Genomic DNA, 19,414 nt, shown 5'->3' on the forward strand with positions numbered 1-19,414 from the left:
TCAGAGGGTTAGAATTTTTTCAGGATATCGTCCAGCGACTGTGGTTTATCTTCCGGGATAGTCTGGAAGAACACCTGAATCCCACGACTTTTCAGGTCGTTAAGAATGCCAACGTCTTTTTCATCGAGCGTAATGTTCTGGAAAACCGCTTTGCGGTTTGGCCCACCGCCTAAGCCCCCAACCTGAATGGTGGTGACATCAAATCCCTGCTGCACGGCCTGTTGAATAGCCGCCAGAGACGGGAACAACACCAGCACATTGCCGTCGCCGAGTTGGTTTTCTTTCCACGATGCCGCAAAGCTCTGGTTGCTGTAGCAATCCACTTTGATGTTTGGCGGCGCGGCCATCAGGTAGATATTTTTCATAAACGGATCGGCGTCCAGTTCGTCACTGACCACGGCAATCCGGTTTGCCTGGGATTGTCCGACCCACTTCGTCACGACCTGCCCATGAATCAGACGGCTGTCGATGCGACATAACACGATGTTTGCCATAATGATTTTCCTTATTGTGATTGTTGTAATTGACGAACATGGGCGACGACATCCAGACAACTGCTGCGCCCGGCTTCCACCAGACCGCTCACGCAGGCGGTAAGCGGGCCGTGTTCGCGCCGATCCAGCGCCTCCAGCAGCAGCGAGGCGTTCAGCCCGGAAACCACCGCCACCGGATAATCCGCACTCAGTCGTGCCGCCACGTTGGAGGTCGTGCCGCCAACAAAATCGGTCAGAATAAGTGAGCCTTCCGGCATGGTTTTCACCACGGCTTCGACACGTTGATAAAACTCGCCCAGCGTATCCACGGGCATGAGCGCAATTTCTGTTACGCCTTTAATTTCCCCCATCACCATGCGAAGGCTGTTGCAGAGCTGTTGTCCCCAGCCGCCATGCGTCAGCAGCAGGATCTGGGGCAAGGATTCAGTGGTAGTCAAAATGGCCTCCTGGCTCGATTACATGAGACTGGCAATGCCCGATAGCGTCACCGCCGTAGGCCGGATAAGGCGTTTACGCCGCCATCCGGCACACATTGCCCGGTGGCGCTACGCTTACCGGGCCTACGAACCGGGCCTACGAATAGCAAACGCCATCCGGCAAAACTCATCAGAGTAAGAGCAAAGGCTGTGCCAGGATTTGTGTCACACGGGGGAGAAGAGAGGTCTGGCGAGGCGCAGCGCCACGCCAGATAAGGGATCAGCTATAGAGTAATTCGTAGATATAAAAATATTCCGCGTCCGATAAACGGATGGCATAAGCCTCTTCAATCGGCAGGAAAGCCGATTTGATGACACTAAACGCGCGGGCATCCAGATCCGGTTTGTTTTCCAGCGCCATCTGTAACGGTTTTCGGTTAATCACGATACGCTCGACCATGCAGCAGCAGTGGATCAGGAAGCGCAGTGTCACCTGGCGGCTTGGTTTCAGCGAAAGCGTGGTGGTCAGATGGTTAAGCACCCCTTCCATTTCTTTCAGAATGCGCTGCGGGTTAAGCACTGAAATATGGTTGATGATGCTCTCCATCGTCAGCGCGCTGATAAAGCGCATTGCGCTGCGTTCCATTTCCAGGCGGCGTTCAGCGCTGGTGAGGTCCGGCGTTAACAGGCTCAACACCAGTTCCGGCCCCTGCTCAGAGAACAATTCCTCCAGCGAAATGAATGGAATATCCGGCAGCCCCGGCTGGAAGGTGCCAACAATACCCGCCAGTCGTTCACTGGCATGCAGCGACTGCTGGACGCGCTCCAGGCTGCGAACATCGTTGTAATCGAGGATCACCATCCGCGTGTCCTGCGACATCAGCTCGCCAAAACTCTCCTCCAGCACCTTTTTGATTTTTTCCGCCGTGCCCATGCCGGTAATACAGGAGATAACCAGCACTTTGCCGCCGTTTTCCTGCTGTGGCGTACAAAGCTGACAGGGGATGTTTTTACCCTGCATTAACGCCGCCAGTTGCGGCAGGTCGCTGGTTTCATAGCTTAAATCCAGCCCCACCTCCAGCAGGCTGGTCAGGGTTATATTTGGCATCAGCAGAACGTCAATCTGGAATAATTTGCTGATCGTACTGCCAAAATGTACCAGCGAGCCGATGTCCACCATCAGGATCAGCCGCTGATAACGTCGGGTCTGAATCATCTGGGTCAGGGTTTCCAGCGTGTCATGCACCGACTGCTCAAACGGCATATCGATAGCACTGAACAACTCGCGCTCCAGCACCCGATTCACATACTGCGCCATGCTTGTGGCCGTTGTTGCGCCGTGAGCAATCAGGATCACCCCGCAGTCCGGGCTGGCGTCGATACGCTGACGATAATGACGACACTCTTTGAGGAACAGACACAGCCAGACCACTTCCGTCGCCGGACACTGAATATGCAGCAATTCATTGATTTTTCGGCACAACAATGTGGCGTTGTCGTACTCATCTTTGCAACGATCGAGGATCAGGCTGGAAGAATAAAGCTGCGGGATCAGGCCGCGCTGAACGTAGCCAATCAGCGCCAGAAAATGTTTACGCAGCGGATTTACCAGGTTCTCCGGCAGCGTAAACGTAAGCACCTGCTCCACGCAGCCAATAAGCAGCGTCACGCGTTCCTCAATCTGGTCGCCATAACGCGGCGGATGCGCAATATTGTCGCGACTGTAGAGGCCATATTCAAAAATCGAGCTGAGCTTATTTTTCAGGATCGCCAGCGTTTCCGCCGGAGGCACGTTACTGTTGCGCAGATTGACGTATTCGCGGGTCAGGAAGCTGTAAAAGAGATCGCTCTCTTCAATCTCGGCACCCGTCGCCAGCGACGTTTTCAAGGCGGGCAACGTGCGCGCGTCAACGTTCAAGCGCTCTTTGCCATCAAACAGCGTGTCCACCAGCAGACGTTGCTCCGGCGTGGCGTTAAACGGCATTTCCGCCAGCCGTTTATCCAGTTGCAGCGTATCGTTATGCTCCGTCATCCCCGACGCCCACGCCTGAGCGCAGAGGAACTGGATATCACTCTTGAGCTGGCCGATGTTGCCTTCCAGCGGCTTATTCAGCAGCCAGAGCAACAGCGTCTTGTCGATACTCACCGTGCGCTCAATTTTGCGACTTTCACGTTGCAGAAAGCCGACAATCAGCTCCACCTGTTCTTCGATTGAACGCTGGCGAATGCCCGGCAGATCGATACAGACCTGAATACGCCGCTGAAAAGTACGCAACAACGCCGAACTTACCGGTTCTGTCGTCGCGCAAATCAGGCGTACCGATATCGAACGCGCCTTGCTGCTTGCCCCCAGCGGACGGTATTCACCTTTATCGAGAATGGAGAACAGCTTTTCCTGCCCTTCATACGGCAGACGGTGTACCTCATCCAGCAGCAGATAGCCGCCGTCCGCCTGCTCCACCAGGCCGGGTTTATTCTCGCTCGCTCCGGTAAACGCCCCCTGTCGATGACCAAACAGGTGCGAAGAGAGCAGTTCCGGGTTATGGGCATATTCCGCACAGTTAAAATAGACCAGCGGCGGCAGGGAGCCTGCGGCGTGCTCGCAGGCAAAGCGGTGCATCAGTTCAGCAAAGAAGGTTTTGCCAACGCCGGAAGGTCCGGTCAGCAACACATGCAGCCCGTGGGGGTAAAGCACTGCGGCGCGGCCTTTTTCTACTGCATCGCGCAGGCTGCGATCGTAGCCAATCAGACCGGTAAAGGGATCGTCGATTGTGTGCCCTTCCTGACGCGGCAACAGATCGGCAATCGTACGTACTTCACGTTCGGCGTCATCCAGCTTACGCCCCAGCAGCGTTTCCAGCGCCTGACGGTGCAGGAAAAACACCGGGCGGCCCTGGCTTTTGATCGCCAGACCATCATTGCAGAGTTGATTGAGATCTTTACTGACCGAGTTACGCGCCAGCCCGAGGTTAAAGCCAATGGCTTCCGCCGTAAATGCCGTCTCCTGCGCCAGATCGGCAAGATTCAGCCCGCGCGTCAGCCGTTCGAGTTCCCCCAGTATTACCTCAATCCGTCTCATCTCTTTACCGCTTAAGAAATAAATGATTGTTCAGAACATACACTATTCTGCTACGCAAGAAAGTGAGAGAGCGGGGAGAATCCGCCTACAACTTACAGACGAGACGGTTTTGCGAAGTAATGCGGGCCGCTGAGAGAGTCGTGTTCTGTCTATACTTATGCTTAAACTTTGAATACTGGATGATGACGATGAAACAAACCGCTCTGCTGCTCTTTACCGCCCTTCTCGCGCTGCCAGGCATTGCGTTGGCTAACTCGCCTTATAGCTCGCTTCAGACCGCTAACGAAAAAAGCACCGTCCTGAAAGAGCTACGCAAAATGTGTACACCGCAGGCATCGCTGTCGGATGAGGCATGGGAGAAAATGATCATGTCGAATGAGAATAATCAACAGCACATCCGCGAAGCCATCGTGGCGATAGAACGGAACAACCAGAATAACTACTGGGAAGCGCTCGGCAAAGTCGAATGCCCGGATATGTAAAACGTCATGGGTGACCGAATCGTCACCCCTTTTGACGTATTATCGCGTCGTTTGTATGCGAACTTTTACCGTCACCAGCAGCGCCGTCAGCAACATCAGGCTGCCGGAGAGCGCCAGCGGCGACAGCAGACCAAGGTTATCAAGCGCATAGCCGCCAACAGCCGCACCGCAGGTATTGGCAAGCTGGATCACCGCAACCTGAACGGACCCGGCTTTTTCCGCCTGATCGGCAAGCGTACGGGTGATCCACGTTGACCACCCTACCGGCACCAGCGCAAACGACAGCCCCCAGACAATCGCGATCCCTGCCGCCACCACTTTTTCGCTTCCCCACAACGTCAGCACCAGCGCGCTGACGGCCAGAACCAACGGCGCGCCTGCCAGCGCCAGTTTGACCGAGCGTTTAAGAATAAAAGAGGAGAGCGACGTTCCCACAAAACTGGCGATGCCAAAGCTCAGCAGCACCAGCGTCAGGCCATCGACATCAAAGCCCGCCAGATTCATATACACCGGGCGGATGTAGGTAAAGAACGCGAACTGTCCGGCAAAGGACATAAAGATGGCGATCATCCCCGCCATTACGCCGGGACGTTGCAACAGACTGAAGATATTTTGCTTTTGGTGAGACGGTTCGCCAGGCAGCGAAGGTAACGATTTCACTACCCAAATAACACACAGTACGCCCATCACCGCCGCCGCGTTAAAAACATGACGCCAGCCAATAATCCCACCTAAAAAACTGCCCAGCGGCGCGGCGATCACCAGCGCGATGGAGACCGCGCCAAAAATAACCGACAACGCTTTAGGCACGGTACGCGGCGGTACCAGACGCATCGTCAACGAAGCCGACATCGCCCAGAATCCCCCCAACGCCAGCCCCAGGCAGGCACGCCCGGCCAACAGCAGCGTGAAGGAAGTTGCAAACGATACCAGCAGACAGGAAAGCGTTAATAAAACGGCAAACAGGATCACCACATAGCGACGATCGGTCGCCTGAATAATTTGGGTGATAAACAGGCTGGCAAACATGGCGACAAACGCCGTTACCGTTACCGACTGCCCGGCGACGCCTTCAGAGATTCCGAGGTCCTGCGCCATCGGCGTCAGCAGGCTGACGGGCAAAAACTCAACGGTGATCAGGCAGGCAACACAGAACGCCACAGCGAAAACAGCCGACCAGTTTGGCCGGATAATCGTCTCAGCATGGGATTGTTCTTCGATTCTTGCACTCATTTCGTTACCTGCGTCTTTCTCTGCCAGAAAAGCCGTGCAGTGTAACATCTAAAGTGTGACGTATTTAACGTTTTAGCAACTATATTAATAGCCGGATGGCGCTGACGCTTATCCGGCCTACAGATTCATCGTGCCTGCGGGAATGGACGACCTCAATGCAACCAGTGCACGCCATCTTCAGGTTGAAAAAGGGCGTTGTAGCGTATCTGGAAGGCGTTAATCTCTTGCATATCCGGTTCTATTTCGCGCAGAAATCCCAGCGCCAGGCGTACCTGCGCGTCAGTAATTGGCGCGGCCAGACGCGTTTTTTGCAGCTGACGATACCACTGTTGCAGGTTCTGATCGCTGCCATCCACAATCACGATCTGCCAGATTAGCAATATCTGGGCGGCATTTTGCAGATGTGATTCATCAGGACGATGCAGGTACTGTAAAAACGCCTCTCCAGGCGCTTTACCCATCTGGTCGATCATTGACTCCACCGGCACCACGCTGATGCCCAGACGCTCGCTTAACCGACGAATCGCACGCCGGGCCCCCGAGGTGAGCACCCTGAAGCCAACAATAAACACCACGACCAGCGTGGCCAGCATGATCCAAATCATAACCTGCCCTGTTAAACCAACTTTGCAGAAAGCGCCTGACAGGCTTCACGAACCCACTGCGAATATTGTGGAATGCACTCTTTTGGCATTTGCAATTCAACACCGCTGATACTGATCGCAGCAATCACCTCATGATTACGATTAAACACCGGCGCAGCGATACAATAAATACCTGGGGAATCTTCCGCGTTATCAAAAACCCATCCTTGCTCACGGATTCTGGCAAACTCCTTTAGCAAGGCTTTCTTACTGGTGATGGTGGTCTCAGTGTATTGCGGTAACTGCTCATCCGGCAAAAGTTCGTCCATTTTGTCCTGCGGTAACCAGGCACAAAGCGCTTTCCCCACGCCGGAACTGTGCATCGGCAGCTTTTTACCGACCCAGGTACGAATACCGATTGGCTGAGTGTTCTCAAGCTTCATCAGGTAAATGGGCGCGACTTCATCCAGGATACCCAGATGGCAGGTCAGATCGGTTTGCTCACGCAATTTCTCCAGAACAGGCAGAGCAACGTTGCGGATATCAAATTGCTCCAGCGAACGATTACCCCATTCGTACAATTTCAGGCCCAGGAAAAAGCGCCCCTTTTCCAGACGCAAAAGGTGATGTTCGACCAATGCGTTTAACAATGATGACGTGCTGCTTTTAGGTAATGCTAAATCTTGTTGGATCTGGCTGAACGTCGCCCCTGGTGTATTGAAGAGGTAATTACAGATTTTTACCGTCTTATCCAGTGCGGGAACAGAGGTCGTAATATCCTGGCTCATACGAAATTAATCTTTTCTATTCATAGACTCCTCTCAGTATACCGCAATCACTTTCCTCAGGAATGCGGCTTTTTTGCGCATAGAGGAAGCACAGGCAATTCCTGAAATGTTAACCACCTAAATCAGATCGCTATCACAATTGTTCATTTGTTCTGCAAAAATCATTGACGAATGATTTGGATATTTGCTGTACTAATTTCAATATACAGAACATTAGTTCCATATACTGAACAAGAGGTAGCAATGTCGAACGTATTTAAAGGTATCTTTCCGCCAGTCCCAACCATTGTTGACAATCATGGCGAATTAGATCGCGCCGGAATGGCCACCATGATTGACCATGTCATTAACAACAGGGCTGACGGAATGCTGATTCTGGGCAGCGGCGGCGAGTTTTCACATTTTTCCACTGAGCAGAGAAAACAGATCGCCGAATTCAGTCTGCAATATGTTGCAGGAAGAGTACCGGTGTTAATTGGTATTGCCTGCGCCAGCACCGCAGAAACCATCCAGTTAGGTGAACACGCACAAAACGCAGGCGCTACGGGCGTACTGGTGGTGAATCCTTACTATGCGAAACTCAGTGATGACGCGCGTTTTACGCATTACAAACGCATTGCCGAAGCACTCAGTATACCTGTCTTTTTGTATAACTTCCCTGAGTTAACTGGCCAGGATATCGGTCTGGACGTGATCACCCGACTCGCCCGTGAAGTGCCTAATATTGTAGGAATTAAAGACACCATTGATAACATCAGCCACACCCGGGAAATTATTAATCGCGTCCACCCATTCCGCCCGGAGTTTATTGTCTTTAGCGGTTATGACGAATATTTGCTTGATACGCTATTGTTGGGCGGTCACGGTGGAATCCCTGCAACATTTAACTTTGCCCCACACATTACCAGAGGCATATATCAGGCATTTATTCGTGAAGACCTCACTACGGCTAAAGCACTACAGCAGCAACTGGCAACGCTTTCTCCTCTGTATGCATTAGAACAGCCTTTTTTTGGCGTCATCAAGACAGCTATCAAATTAACTGGAGTGGATATTTCAACTGCCGTAGTTCCACCAGCCTTACCACTCAATGAGGAAAAAACAGCCCTTGTTCGAAATATTCTGGCCCGTATTACTCTGTAAATCAGCATGAGAGCAATGATAATGAACATCAACCCTGTACTAAAACTCAATCCAAAAGATGATGTGGTTATCGCAAGACAGTGTGTTCCCGCTGGCACCTGGCTTGAAGAAGAACAAATTACAGTTATCAGCGACATTCCCGCAGGACATAAAATTGCCCTACGCTCACTAAACATCGGGGAGGCAGTGAAACGGTATGGGCAGATTATCGGTTTCGCTACCCAACCTATTCAAGCCGGCGAGCATATACATATGCACAACCTGGGCATGGGCGATTTTGAGCGTGATTACGCCTGGGGCGTGGATCGGCATTCCCCCACACCCGCCGAACATCAGGATATATTTCAGGGAATTCGTCGCGCTGACGGGCGTGCCGCCACGCGTAACTATATTGGCATTTTAAGTTCGGTTAACTGTAGCGCGACGGTCGTCAGAGCGATTGAGGATCATTTTCGTCTACACGGTCTGGCCGATTACCCAAATGTCGATGGCGTGGTGTCGCTTCCACAAAGTTTTGGTTGCGCGATTGGCTCTAAAAGTGAGTCCATGGCGGTCATGCGGCGCACGATGGCAGGTTACGCCACACACGCCAACTTTGCTGGCGTCATTATTATTGGGCTGGGTTGTGAGTCCAGCCAAATCAAAGACATGATGAATGCCCATGGGTTGGAAGATGGTCCAATGATGCACAGCTATACTATCCAGGACGTTGGCGGAACACGGCATGCCATTCAGAAAGGGATTGATCTGGTAAATCAAATGCTTCCCCTCGCGAACCGGGTCATCCGCGAACCCATTCCCGCCTCGGAAATTATTCTGGCGCTGGAATGCGGTGGCTCTGACAGCTATTCCGGTATTTCCGCCAATCCAGCGCTCGGCTATGCGGTGGATAAGCTGGTACAGCAGGGTGGCACGGCCATTCTGTCTGAAACATCAGAAATTTATGGCGCAGAACATTTATTGACCCGCCGCGCTGTCTCGCGCGAGGTTGGCGAAAAACTGATTGCGCGGATTCACTGGTGGGAAGACTACTGTCGTCGCAGCGGAAGCGAAATGAATAACAACCCTTCAGCAGGTAATAAGGTTGGCGGACTTACCACGATTCTGGAGAAATCCCTCGGCGGTATTGCCAAAGCCGGAACCACTAATCTGACAGAGGTTTATGAATACGCAGAACCAGTTACAGCAAAAGGGTTCGTCTTTATGGATACCCCCGGCTATGACCCTATTGCCGTTACCGGGCAAATCGCAGGCGGCGCGAATCTGCTTTGCTTCACCACTGGCCGGGGTTCGGCATTTGGATCCAAACCAACGCCCAGCCTGAAACTGGCTACCAACAACGCGCTCTGGCTGCGCCAACAGGAAGATATGGACATTAACTGCGGCACCATTGTCGAAGGTGAAGAGACGATCGCAGAAGTCGGTGAACGTATTTATCAAATGATCCTTGATATGGCATCCGGCAAAAAAACAAAAAGTGAAGAATTTGGCTATGGTAGTCAGGAATTTGTCCCCTGGACAATTGGCTCCATAATGTAACGCTCCACAATATAACAATACCTCGTACCGCCATGCTCACTATGAGCATGGCAAGGAGTTCCTATGTCTATTGTTAACGTAAATACTGAAGAAGAAAAATTAAAGGCTACAACAGTAAGATGGCGAATATTTATTATTATGCTTTTGTTGGGTGCGATTAATTATATTGATCGCACATCGCTTTCTATTGCCATGCCCTATATTACCGATGAATTTGGCATTACTGATACCCGGGTTGTCGGTGTTATCCATAGCGCTTTCTTCTGGGCTTATGCACTGATGCAAATTCCCAGCGGCGTGATTGCAGATAAGTTCAAAGCCAGAAATATTATCGCACTGGCTACCATCTTATGGGGAGCATTCCAGGCCGTTGCCGCCTTATGTCACTCCATTTTCACGCTTTCACTTTCCCGTCTTGGTCTGGGCGTCACAGAATCCCCTATCATGCCCGCAGGCGCAAAATTAATGGGGACATGGTTAACGCCAACTGAGCGTGGGCGCGGCTCAATGTTGCTCGATGGCGGCGCGCCATTAGGAACCGCGCTGGGTGCGGTCATCATCGCCGGGTTGATTGCCTTTTTCGACTCGTGGCGTATGGCGTTTGTTGTCGCGGGGGTTGGCACGATGCTCGTCGGTTTACTGGCATGGTGGTATATCCGTACTTATCCGTCAGAACACCCACGTATTAACCAGGCGGAACTGGACCATATCACCGCGGCAAACGGCCCAGCCACCAACAGTAAAAAATACCGTCTCGCTGATATCAAACCTTACCTCAAGCAGCGCAATGTGCTTGCGTTGATCGGCGGATGGGTATGCTACAGCTTTGTGTTCTATGGCCTGATGACCTGGCTGCCGCTCTATTTCCAGGCCACTTATGGCTTTGATATTAAGTCGATGGGTGGCGCGATGGCGCTGATCTTCCTGCTGTGCTTTATTGGTCAGCTCACAGGCGGTTACATCATGGATAAATGGCGCAGTAAAGGCGCAAAAACCAGCCGCGTTATGCATACCATGTTGGCAATTTCCGCCACTACCGCAGGGGTAGGGATTTTTCTGTGCGCCCAAAGTTCAACACCAGCCATTGCGATTACATTGCTGACAATCGCGCTCTTCCCGTTACGTTGGGCCAGTGTCTACTGGTCAATACCGGGTCTGCTGGGAGCACAATCGGTAGCAGGGACTATCTGTGGCACCATGAACTTTACCAGTAACCTGTTCGCTGCCATTTTGCCTATTTTTATCGGCTTCCTGGTGCAATCTACCGGTAATTACTATGCCGCGATGATGTTCTTTGCGCTGGCCGCAGTGGGTTACCTCATCTGCTCGCTGCTCATTAACTTCGATAAAAAAATGGATATTGCTGAAAAGTAATTACCCGTCTCCGGCCCGCTCGCGGGCCATTTTTTATGGCATCAGGAACGAAGTATGTTCAATTCAGAGAACTTTATTGCCGTCGACTGGGGCTCCAGCAACCTACGCCTGTGGGTTTACCAGAAGGGGAGCTGTGTCTGGCGTCACGCCAGTCATGATGGGGTGATCAATCACCATGCAGGGCAGTTCAAAGATATTTGGCTGACATTGCTCGAACAGTGCCCACACACTCTGGCAGATAATACGACGGTTATCATGAGCGGCATGATTGGCAGCAATATTGGCTGGGTAGACAGTCACTATTTACTCTGTCCGGTTTCCCTGCAAACCCTGTCGCAGCATCTCACTCAAGTTCATGACGCGGGCCATCTCCCTGTATTCATCATTCCTGGTTTGCAGTTAGCGGGATCTGAAACCTGTAACGTGATGCGCGGTGAAGAAACACAGCTTCTTGGCGCGTTATCAGAAAATAGCTGGTATGCCTTCCCTGGCACCCACAGTAAATGGGTACGCATGGAGAACGATACGGTCCGTGATTTTCAAACCATCATGACCGGCGAATTTTTCCACCTGCTGACCCGACACTCCATCGTGGGAAAACACGCAACGGTACAACAGCACAATGTCGATGCTTTTTTAGCGGGCGCAAAACGTGGTCAACATGAAAACTGCCTTTCTCGCGGCGTCTTTGATCTCAGAGCACGAACACTAAGTCATATCCTTCCTCAGGACGCGCTTTTTGATGCCTTATCCGGTCTGCTGATCGGCCATGAAATCGCACAAATGCTGCAACATTACGCAATCCCTGCACACGAAGAAATTGTACTGGTAGGCAGCGACGAGCTGCTCGTCCGCTACCAGACCGTATTCCAGCTTTTTGGCCAGCGCTGTCGCCTCCTCAACGGTGAAACAGCATTCATTAACGGCATCAGGAGTGTTTTACATGAACATCCGTAATCCTTTGGTCGCAATACTACGAGGTATAACGCCCGATGAAGTTCTGGCGCATATTGATGTACTCGCAACAGCAGGTTTTACCACCGTAGAAATTCCGCTGAATTCCCCCGACTGGCAAACCAGTATCGCCATAGCCGTTGCACACTATGGTCAGACGATACATATCGGCGCAGGAACCGTGACCGCCGTTAGCGAAGTTAACCTGTTATCCGCATTCAAGTGCTCGTTTATTTTGACGCCGAATACCGACCCGTCAGTTATTGACGCGGCACGAGATGCCGGAATGACGACCTGTATCGGCTGTCATACCGCCAGCGAAGCGTTTGTCGCGATCCATCACGGCGCCAGCGCATTAAAAATTTTCCCGGCAGGCGAACTGGGGCCAGGATACATCCGCGCATTAAAAGCCGTTCTACCGACGCATATTCCACTCTATGCCGTCGGTGGCATCCGTCCCGACAATCTGGCTGACTATCTGAATGCAGGATGCATTGGCGCAGGATTAGGCAGCGATCTGTACCGCGCCGGACAAACCGTAAACCAGACGGCAAAAAATGCCCAAGCCTTTATCGAGGCGTGGAACGCCTGTAAGCAGCAATAAAAAAGCCCGGCGCCAGGCCGGGCAAAACGTTACCAATACACACTTAAGCGACTTTCAGTTGCTGTATTTTTTTCTCGCGGCGAATTTTACGTTCTTCCAGCACCGCGACCATCGCCATCAGGCAGATGCAGCTAATGGCAGCGGCATCCAGCGCGGCGAAGGTGCCCGCCCAGCCGGTCAGACCAAAGACTGGCGTACCGTCGGCAATCATCCCCAGCCCCAGCTTGGCGAAGCTGTCGCCGATCAGGTAAGCGAAGGTGCCTTTAATGCCGTCCGCCGCGCCGATCGCTTTTTTCGGAACGAAGCCGACTGCCGCCACGCCGATCAGCAACTGCGGGCCAAACACCAGGAAACCGAGCGCGAACAGGGACGCCAGGTAGACGTACTGGTTGCTGGCATGCTGGTAAACGCCGAGGGTGGCGATAATCAGCGCCAGCGCAACGCAGGCCACCAGCGCGCGACGACCGTTCGCCAGATCCGACAGCCAGCCCCACAGCAGCGTGCCGACCAGCGCGCCCACTTCAAACAGGGTAAAGCCCTGAATCGCCACTTCTTTTGAGAGTTTCAGTTCCTGGAATGCGTAAACGGTAGACCACTGGTCGATACCAATACGCACCACGTACAGGAAGATGTTGGAGAAGCACAGCAGCCAGATCACTTTGTTTTTCAGGACGTATTCCACAAAGATCTGCCACTTGGTCATCTCATTTTCTTCGGTCTCTTTGTCCTCTTCGCTGATCTCTTCGCCGAACAACTCTTCCGCCTTACCAAGACCATAAGATTCCGGGGAGTCGCTGCCAAAGCGCAGACCGATAAAGCCCACAATCAGCGCGATGATCGACGGGAAGATAAACATGCCGATCACATGGCCGTCGAACAGGTAGTTCGCGCCGAACAGCGCCACGCCTGCCGCGCCAGCGCCGCCGAGGTTGTGGGAGATATTCCAGAAGCCGAGGAAGGTGCCGCGCTTACGACGGGGCGTCCATTTGGTGATGGTGGAGTAACTGCACGACCCGCCGGTACTCTGGAAGAAACCGCTCAGCGCGTAGAAGGCGATCATCAGGAACAAGCTAACGGAACCACTCCCCATGCTGGCGCTGAAGCCCAGCATACAGATAGCGGAAAGAATCAGCATAAACGGCAGGAACTGCTTGGTGTTTTTGCCGTCGGCATAGTAGGAAACCAGCGTTTTGCCTACGCCATAGGTGATCGAGAAGCCCAGACCAATCATCCCCAGTTGCGTCATGCTCAGCCCGTAGGTGGAGATCATGTCGTTCTGGGCGATGTTGAAGTTTTTGCGGATCAGGTACATGGTCAGGTAGCCGATAAAGACCACCAGATAGGACTGCATGAACGGTTTGAACCACATTTTGCGCCGTACATCGAGCGGCAGATCCAGGGTCGGCTTACGCACCTGGTTTAAGAAGTTCAGCATGGGACGGGTATCTCCTGATTTTTTAAGCCTGCTTTATTGCAGGCATTGTAAAAATCAGCCGCCCAACCAGCCTGAGACAGCGTCCAGGCGAAACCGGGAAAATTTCTTAGTTTTGCCCCACTCGGGGTAAAAAGGTGAAGTCCGTCACGTAATGCTGGCCTCGCGCGGCGCCTGCGCATTCAAAAACGGCAGCAGCAGCAGGGCGGAAATGCCCGCTGCAATGGCAATCACCACAAAGAACCCAGTCCAGTGCCAGGTTTCCATCACCTGTGCCAGCGGCCAGCCGGAGAGCGATGCGCCAAGATAGGCAAACAGACCGACAAAACCGGTTGCCGCCCCCGCCGCCTCTTTGTGCGAACATTCCGCAGCCGCCATGCCGATCAGCATCTGTGGGCCAAAGACAAAAAAGCCGGTGGTGAAGAAGCACGCCGCCTGCATCACGTAACTGGCGAACGGCATCAGCCATAACGAACCGACAGAGAGCAGTATTCCGGCAGCGAAAATCAGGTTCATTGGCCCACGGTTGCCGTTGAACAGTTTATCTGAGCCCCAGCCCGCCACCAGCGCGCCGATAAACCCGCCCAGCTCGAACATCGTGACCGCCGTGTTGGCGGTGACCAGATCGACACCCAGCGTCTCCGACATATACAGGTTGCCCCAGTCGTTGATCGCCGCGCGTACCACGTACACCAACACATAGCACAGCGAGAGCAGCCAGATATAGGGATTCAACAGCACGTATTTGGTCAGGATCTCTTTGCGGGTCAGCCCAGCACCCTCCTGCTGCTGAGCGATTTCCAGCTCATCATGCCGCCAGTCCCCGACCGCTGGCAAACCGATAGCCTGTGGCCTGTCGCGCAGCCGCCAGCAGAGAAAAATGCCGACGATAATCGCCAGCGTTCCGGCAATCATCATCCCGGCGCGCCAGCCGTAATGCAGAGCGGCAGCAGCCATGACGATCGGAATCAGCGCCCCACCGACGTTATGCGCGGTATTCCAGATGGCCCACCACCCGCCACGCTCATTACGCGAGTACCAAGACGTCAGCAGACGGGCGCACACCGGCGCTCCCCAGCCCTGGAAGAAGGCATTCAACGCCCACAGTAATGCAAAGGCCCACAGCGACGTGGAGAAACCGAACAGGATATTCACCACGCCGGTGGCGATCAGCCCAATGCCCATAAAATAACGGGCGTTGGAACGGTCGCTGACGATGCCGGAGACAAACTTCGACAGGCCATAGGTGATGTAAAACAGCGTCGCCAGCAGGCCGATATCACTGCGGGTCAGTACGCCGCTGACGAGGATCTCCGGCACGGCGGCATTAAAACTTTTACGGGTGAAATAGAACAGCGCGTAGCCAAGCCAGATGGTAAGTAAGATCTGTCGCCGCCAGTAGCGGTAACGCGCATCAACTTCGTGTTTATCGGTTATCAACGGCGCATTTGCCGGAGCTTTCAGAAACGTCAGCATCGCCGCTCCTTAAACGTAACGCAGAGGCAACGACACGCTAACGCGCGTGCCGTGCGTACAGGAGATGGCCAGCACGCCGCCAAGCGCCGTCACGCGCTCGCGCATCCCGGTCAGACCAAAGCCTTGCTGGCCGGAATCCGGCGGCAGGCCGCTGCCATCGTCTTCAATCACCAGCATCAGCCGCTCATCCTGCTGCCAGCCCTGTAGCGTAACCGCGCTGGCATTAGCGTGTTTCACAATGTTGTTCAGCCCTTCCTGACAAACGCGAAACAGCGTTACCCGCTGGCTTTCGCTGAGCGCAGACTCGTCTATTCGCCAGTCGATATGGCTGATGATGCCGCGACTTTCCAGCTCCATTTCCCGCATCAGCGAACGGATAGCCTGTTCCAGCGTCAGATCATCCAACTGGCGTGGACGCAAGCGCCCCAGCAGGCGACGCACCGCGTCATACACGCCCAGCGACAGTTGCTCAATGTGCGCCCCGCTCTGTTTTACGCCGCCATTATCCGCCGCCAGCCGCTGTACAATTCCCGCCTGAGTGCGAATGGCGGTGATGGTCTGACCGATGTCGTCGTGCAGTTCCCGCGCTACGTCGCGCCGCACGCTCTCTTCCGTTTCCAGCAGGCGTTCCGCCAGACGATGGTTACGCGCCAGCTCATTTTGCAGCGACTGGTTGAGTTCGCGCAGGCGCTGAATCCCCGCGCCAAGCAGCAGCCCGGTCAGGCTTTGCGCCAACAGAGAAAGCAGTAAATCAACGGGATGATCGTGCCAGGTCTGGCTGGCAATCAGCGCGATGGCATTCATCAACGTCGCGATCAGCGCCCCTTGCCAGCCGTAATGCCAGGCGAGCGCAATAATCGGCAGCGCAAGGCAGAACGGCGTAAAGCGTGACAGCTCAGCCGGTAGACCCAGTTGTAGCCACAGGCTGACAGTGAACAGCAGCAGATACCAGACCAGATGCCGCCCGCGCCAGTTCACCGGCTGCGAGACCAGCGCCGGGCCGAGCGGTAACCAGGTGGTGCTGGTCAGGTAATGCCAGAACACCAGACAGATGGGCGCCAGCGTCAACCCGCCGGTAAGCGTCAGCAGCAGCGCGTTTAACGTTTCTTCCCCCTGGCCTAACCAGGGCAGAGACTGTAACAATGCCGCCGCCGTCAAGGCCGCGCCCTGTAACAGCAGGGTGCGCCAGTCGCGCTGATGGCGATAGCGGGAGATTAATGCCACAGGCAGCAGCGTCAACAGGCTTCCGATCATCAAAAGCGGTAGATGCGCCAGCGCCACTTCCTGCGCCAGCCACCAGACCAGCAGCCATTCCGCGCCCAGCAATACCGGCCAGTAGCTGCGCGGACACTGCAACATCAGCCCCAGGCGTAAACCGAACGGGAACAGCAGTACCGCCAGCTCCGGGCGCTCAACCAGGTGCAGGCTGATGCTCCACAGGCAAAACCACGCGGCGGAGAAGATAAAAAAGCAGGCGATAACGGTAATTAACCGGGAAAGGATGGTTTTCATCACCAGCCATCAAACATGCGGCGCGCCAGTTCAACGTCGTTGCTGACGCCCAGTTTTTCCAGAAGATTGGCGCGATGTACGTGTACCGTTTTTGGCGACAGCCCCAGCTCGGCGGCGATCTCTTTTACCGCCATTCCCTGCGCCAGCTTTTCCGCCACCTGGCGTTCACGTCTGGTCAGCGGGTCCTGCCGTCCGGCCGCCAGTTTAACGGCGATATCCGGCGTCAGGTAACAGCCGCCCGTCACCACCGTGTGTACCGCGGCAATCAGCTCGTCAGGGCTACAGCGCTTGGAAAGGAAGCCGCGCGCACCGGCGTTCAGCGCCTGTTCCACCAGCGCCGGACTGTCATGTACCGACAGCATTATCGTCGCCATCCCTTTAGGAAGCTGACTTAATAACTCCAGCCCGGAGATATCCGGCATGGAGATATCGCAGATGCAGACCTGCACGCCGCGCCCCGGTAATCCCGCCAGCGCCTCCTGCCCCGAGCCAAACTCGGCCACAACCTGTAAATCAGGTTCCAGCCCCAGCAGCTGCGCAAAGCCGGAGCGGACGATAAGGTGATCGTCAATAAGGGCGATGGTGATCATGGTTCTGTCCTGGTACTTGAAAGTGCCTGATGGCGCTGCGCTTATCAGGCCTACGGGCGGGAGCCGTTGTAGGCCGGCCATCCAACAAAGCGCTTACCTTAACGATAAGCGCATGGCTGTTCAAGCCGTGAGCAGCATTCAATGCGTCTGGCGGGCGTACGACTCCGTTACGGTTCCATACTGTCCAGGTCGCAGATACGCACTTTGTCGCTATCAGAAAAAAGCGCAAAGGAATCCCGAATATCGGGCCGGATCAGGGTGGTTTTTAGCAGTGTGATGTAGACATTCTCTAATTTCATCACATTAAGCTGGCAAGTGCTTGCAAAACCAAAGACATTCACTCGCTGGTAAGCCGAGGATAACTGGCAAATATAATCTTCAGAAATGGCGTTCAGCGTAATTTCCGTCATGCCAAACACCTGCTGGCTGTACTCTCTTGGGTGCCTGAGGTACTGGAGTGAAGGATAGTGCGCTGCGAGCGTCTCTATCTTATGAATCAACGCAATAAGGTTGGAATCATTTTTCACATCAAGGATATCTTTAAATTTCGAGCCCACAAAAACATTGATCTCCCCGGCATAGACAGGCGCACTGCGCTCAGTATGCAAGCGCTGTTTCTCCTCTGAGAGAACATCAATATAAACAATATCGCAGTCTACATTTCTACTTTTGCTTTTATGCTTTACGATAGAGAAATGCAGTTCACTTCTTTTCGCGATATCCCTGATATTATAATGCTGACCAAGCCACATCCGCGTCAACTTACGACCGGGGCCTTTTCGTAGTTTTATTTGTTTATCAAGATAGCCTGCGGAGTTGATACTCAGAATGCCATCATCAAACGTTCTAATCTTAACGTCATCAGACAACATTTTTAGAATGTATTGCACTGAAAGATGGCTGATATTCGCCATATAGACATAATGGATTGTTTTATGAGAAAGAAAGCGATTGATTTTCAGCATGTTAATAAAGCCATAATCCATACTGGCGACTAAGCCAGAAGAGAATTCATTATTAACCGTTTCATATATATAGGACTTTAACTCTACCTTTGTTTTAAGGTAGATGATATGAAAACGTGCGTGTTTATACCTCGCTTTAATCTTAGAAACAATTCTGAGCTGAAGCGGGGAGCAAACAATAAAAAGATGCTCAACGATTTCCATTAGTTATTCGCTCTGAATCACAGCAACCCGGCGCATAATATCATTGCAATATGACATCGTAAAGAAGCGCCCCAGACGCTCAGGCGAGTATTGGTCACTTTGTCCGAAAAGATACTTTCTATACTGCAAATAAGACAGTTCATAAACCGGATAATAAAGACACGTCACGTCCGAAAATATTACTTATAGTTATATAACACTCTCGAATAATTAACCTGAACAAGGGTTTCCCCTTGTTCAGATAGCCATTATTACTCAAAGAAAACCGAGATTTTATTAAACATTGACGGATCGGACTGATTGCGCGCCACTTTCACCACATCTTCCAGTTTATCGATCTGACTAATCATCTGCTCCAGACGCTGATCGTCGTTGACCAGTAGCCAGATGCGGCTCTGGTCGCTGCTCTGGATGGGTAGACACAGAATCCCTTCCACGTTGAAAGCGCGACGGGCGAACAGCCCGCAAACGTGCGTCATGACGCCGGGGTGGTTACGGACGGTGAGTTCCAGGATAACGTTCTCATGTGATTGTTTCTGCATGGT

Annotated in this window: 18 protein-coding genes; 6 read left to right on the forward strand and 12 right to left on the reverse strand. The window is 53.1% G+C overall.

Annotation, left to right across the window (positions count from 1 at the left end; genetic code table 11):
- Positions 1–8 precede the first annotated feature (8 nt).
- The 3 genes from OGV79_RS01820 to dagR all read right to left on the reverse strand — a co-directional run bounded on the left by OGV79_RS01820 (position 9) and on the right by dagR (position 3,989).
- Positions 9–494: a PTS sugar transporter subunit IIB gene (locus tag OGV79_RS01820; RefSeq protein ID WP_042323421.1), complete on the reverse strand. Its 486-nt coding sequence runs from the start codon at positions 492–494 to the stop codon at positions 9–11.
- Positions 495–505: 11 nt separating this feature from the next.
- Positions 506–931 (reverse strand): PTS sugar transporter subunit IIA, encoded by a 426-nt coding sequence (locus tag OGV79_RS01825; RefSeq protein ID WP_024131069.1) that lies wholly within the window; start codon positions 929–931, stop codon positions 506–508.
- A 259-nt stretch (positions 932–1,190) separates the two neighbouring features.
- Positions 1,191–3,989, reverse strand: a complete 2,799-nt coding sequence (gene dagR / locus OGV79_RS01830; protein ID WP_286466875.1) for a transcriptional regulator DagR — start codon at positions 3,987–3,989, stop codon at positions 1,191–1,193.
- A 188-nt stretch (positions 3,990–4,177) separates the two neighbouring features.
- On the opposite strand from dagR, the gene OGV79_RS01835 reads away from it, so the two are divergent.
- Entirely contained in the window at positions 4,178–4,471 is a 294-nt protein-coding gene (locus OGV79_RS01835) for a YicS family protein (RefSeq protein WP_275147255.1), read from the forward strand.
- A gap of 39 nt (positions 4,472–4,510) precedes the next feature.
- Here OGV79_RS01835 and nepI read toward each other — a convergent pair whose 3' ends face one another.
- From nepI to OGV79_RS01850, 3 genes are all read right to left on the reverse strand, one after another.
- On the reverse strand, positions 4,511–5,704 hold the full coding sequence (gene nepI / locus OGV79_RS01840) for a purine ribonucleoside efflux pump NepI (protein WP_024131071.1): 1,194 nt from the start codon (positions 5,702–5,704) through the stop codon (positions 4,511–4,513).
- Between the two features lie 152 nt (positions 5,705–5,856).
- Positions 5,857–6,309 (reverse strand): DUF1198 domain-containing protein, encoded by a 453-nt coding sequence (locus tag OGV79_RS01845; RefSeq protein WP_012135814.1) that lies wholly within the window; start codon positions 6,307–6,309, stop codon positions 5,857–5,859.
- 11 nt (positions 6,310–6,320) lie between these two features.
- The gene (locus tag OGV79_RS01850) at positions 6,321–7,076 is read right to left on the reverse strand and encodes an IclR family transcriptional regulator (protein ID WP_012135815.1); all 756 of its coding nucleotides are present in this window, start codon (positions 7,074–7,076) and stop codon (positions 6,321–6,323) included.
- A gap of 243 nt (positions 7,077–7,319) precedes the next feature.
- On the opposite strand from OGV79_RS01850, the gene OGV79_RS01855 reads away from it, so the two are divergent.
- The 5 genes from OGV79_RS01855 to OGV79_RS01875 all read left to right on the forward strand — a co-directional run bounded on the left by OGV79_RS01855 (position 7,320) and on the right by OGV79_RS01875 (position 12,690).
- Complete coding sequence (locus tag OGV79_RS01855; RefSeq protein ID WP_024131072.1) at positions 7,320–8,219, forward strand: dihydrodipicolinate synthase family protein; 900 nt, start codon at positions 7,320–7,322, stop codon at positions 8,217–8,219.
- 21 nt (positions 8,220–8,240) lie between these two features.
- Complete coding sequence (locus OGV79_RS01860; protein ID WP_024130069.1) at positions 8,241–9,758, forward strand: UxaA family hydrolase; 1,518 nt, start codon at positions 8,241–8,243, stop codon at positions 9,756–9,758.
- Between the two features lie 63 nt (positions 9,759–9,821).
- Positions 9,822–11,132, forward strand: coding sequence for an MFS transporter (locus OGV79_RS01865; RefSeq protein WP_012000761.1), 1,311 nt, complete (start codon positions 9,822–9,824; stop codon positions 11,130–11,132).
- Between the two features lie 54 nt (positions 11,133–11,186).
- Positions 11,187–12,089, forward strand: a complete 903-nt coding sequence (locus OGV79_RS01870; RefSeq protein WP_049008034.1) for a 2-dehydro-3-deoxygalactonokinase — start codon at positions 11,187–11,189, stop codon at positions 12,087–12,089.
- Positions 12,076–12,690, forward strand: coding sequence for a 2-dehydro-3-deoxy-6-phosphogalactonate aldolase (locus tag OGV79_RS01875; protein WP_012000764.1), 615 nt, complete (start codon positions 12,076–12,078; stop codon positions 12,688–12,690). The genes OGV79_RS01870 and OGV79_RS01875 overlap by 14 nt, the downstream gene beginning before the upstream one ends.
- Before the next feature lie 43 nt (positions 12,691–12,733).
- On the opposite strand, the gene uhpT is transcribed toward OGV79_RS01875, so the two are convergent.
- From uhpT to ilvN, 6 genes are all read right to left on the reverse strand, one after another.
- A complete protein-coding gene (gene uhpT / locus OGV79_RS01880) occupies positions 12,734–14,125 on the reverse strand; it encodes a hexose-6-phosphate:phosphate antiporter UhpT (RefSeq protein WP_012000765.1) in 1,392 nt (463 codons plus the stop codon).
- Positions 14,126–14,269: 144 nt separating this feature from the next.
- Entirely contained in the window at positions 14,270–15,598 is a 1,329-nt protein-coding gene (locus OGV79_RS01885; RefSeq protein ID WP_012000766.1) for an MFS transporter, read from the reverse strand.
- Positions 15,599–15,607: 9 nt separating this feature from the next.
- Entirely contained in the window at positions 15,608–17,110 is a 1,503-nt protein-coding gene (uhpB, locus tag OGV79_RS01890; protein WP_214319254.1) for a signal transduction histidine-protein kinase/phosphatase UhpB, read from the reverse strand.
- Positions 17,110–17,700 (reverse strand): response regulator transcription factor UhpA, encoded by a 591-nt coding sequence (uhpA, locus tag OGV79_RS01895; protein ID WP_286466888.1) that lies wholly within the window; start codon positions 17,698–17,700, stop codon positions 17,110–17,112. Before uhpA ends, uhpB begins: the two co-directional genes overlap by 1 nt.
- Positions 17,701–17,867: 167 nt before the next feature.
- A complete protein-coding gene (locus OGV79_RS01900) occupies positions 17,868–18,869 on the reverse strand; it encodes a glycosyltransferase family 52 protein (protein ID WP_012000769.1) in 1,002 nt (333 codons plus the stop codon).
- A 251-nt stretch (positions 18,870–19,120) separates the two neighbouring features.
- Positions 19,121–19,411 carry an acetolactate synthase small subunit gene (ilvN, locus tag OGV79_RS01905; RefSeq protein ID WP_012000771.1) on the reverse strand — a complete coding sequence of 97 codons (291 nt, stop codon included), beginning with the start codon at positions 19,409–19,411 and terminating at the stop codon, positions 19,121–19,123.
- Positions 19,412–19,414: the final 3 nt, after the last annotated feature.

Source organism: Citrobacter sp. CK185 (assembly GCF_030333565.1).
Lineage (GTDB): Bacteria > Pseudomonadota > Gammaproteobacteria > Enterobacterales > Enterobacteriaceae > Citrobacter_B > Citrobacter_B koseri.

Bases quoted from the DNA above. Each gene is read 5' to 3' on its own strand.
- OGV79_RS01820 (WP_042323421.1), bottom strand. From the start codon at position 494: ATGGCAAACATCGTGTTATGTCGCATCGACAGCCGTCTGATTCATGGG.
- dagR (WP_286466875.1), bottom strand. From the start codon at position 3,989: ATGAGACGGATTGAGGTAATACTGGGGGAACTCGAACGGCTGACGCGC.
- OGV79_RS01835 (WP_275147255.1), top strand. From the start codon at position 4,178: ATGAAACAAACCGCTCTGCTGCTCTTTACCGCCCTTCTCGCGCTGCCA.
- nepI (WP_024131071.1), bottom strand. From the start codon at position 5,704: ATGAGTGCAAGAATCGAAGAACAATCCCATGCTGAGACGATTATCCGG.
- OGV79_RS01845 (WP_012135814.1), bottom strand. From the start codon at position 6,309: ATGATTTGGATCATGCTGGCCACGCTGGTCGTGGTGTTTATTGTTGGC.
- OGV79_RS01850 (WP_012135815.1), bottom strand. From the start codon at position 7,076: ATGAGCCAGGATATTACGACCTCTGTTCCCGCACTGGATAAGACGGTA.
- OGV79_RS01855 (WP_024131072.1), top strand. From the start codon at position 7,320: ATGTCGAACGTATTTAAAGGTATCTTTCCGCCAGTCCCAACCATTGTT.
- OGV79_RS01860 (WP_024130069.1), top strand. From the start codon at position 8,241: ATGAACATCAACCCTGTACTAAAACTCAATCCAAAAGATGATGTGGTT.
- OGV79_RS01865 (WP_012000761.1), top strand. From the start codon at position 9,822: ATGTCTATTGTTAACGTAAATACTGAAGAAGAAAAATTAAAGGCTACA.
- OGV79_RS01870 (WP_049008034.1), top strand. From the start codon at position 11,187: ATGTTCAATTCAGAGAACTTTATTGCCGTCGACTGGGGCTCCAGCAAC.
- OGV79_RS01875 (WP_012000764.1), top strand. From the start codon at position 12,076: ATGAACATCCGTAATCCTTTGGTCGCAATACTACGAGGTATAACGCCC.
- uhpT (WP_012000765.1), bottom strand. From the start codon at position 14,125: ATGCTGAACTTCTTAAACCAGGTGCGTAAGCCGACCCTGGATCTGCCG.
- OGV79_RS01885 (WP_012000766.1), bottom strand. From the start codon at position 15,598: ATGCTGACGTTTCTGAAAGCTCCGGCAAATGCGCCGTTGATAACCGAT.
- uhpB (WP_214319254.1), bottom strand. From the start codon at position 17,110: ATGAAAACCATCCTTTCCCGGTTAATTACCGTTATCGCCTGCTTTTTT.
- uhpA (WP_286466888.1), bottom strand. From the start codon at position 17,700: ATGATCACCATCGCCCTTATTGACGATCACCTTATCGTCCGCTCCGGC.
- OGV79_RS01900 (WP_012000769.1), bottom strand. From the start codon at position 18,869: ATGGAAATCGTTGAGCATCTTTTTATTGTTTGCTCCCCGCTTCAGCTC.
- ilvN (WP_012000771.1), bottom strand. From the start codon at position 19,411: ATGCAGAAACAATCACATGAGAACGTTATCCTGGAACTCACCGTCCGT.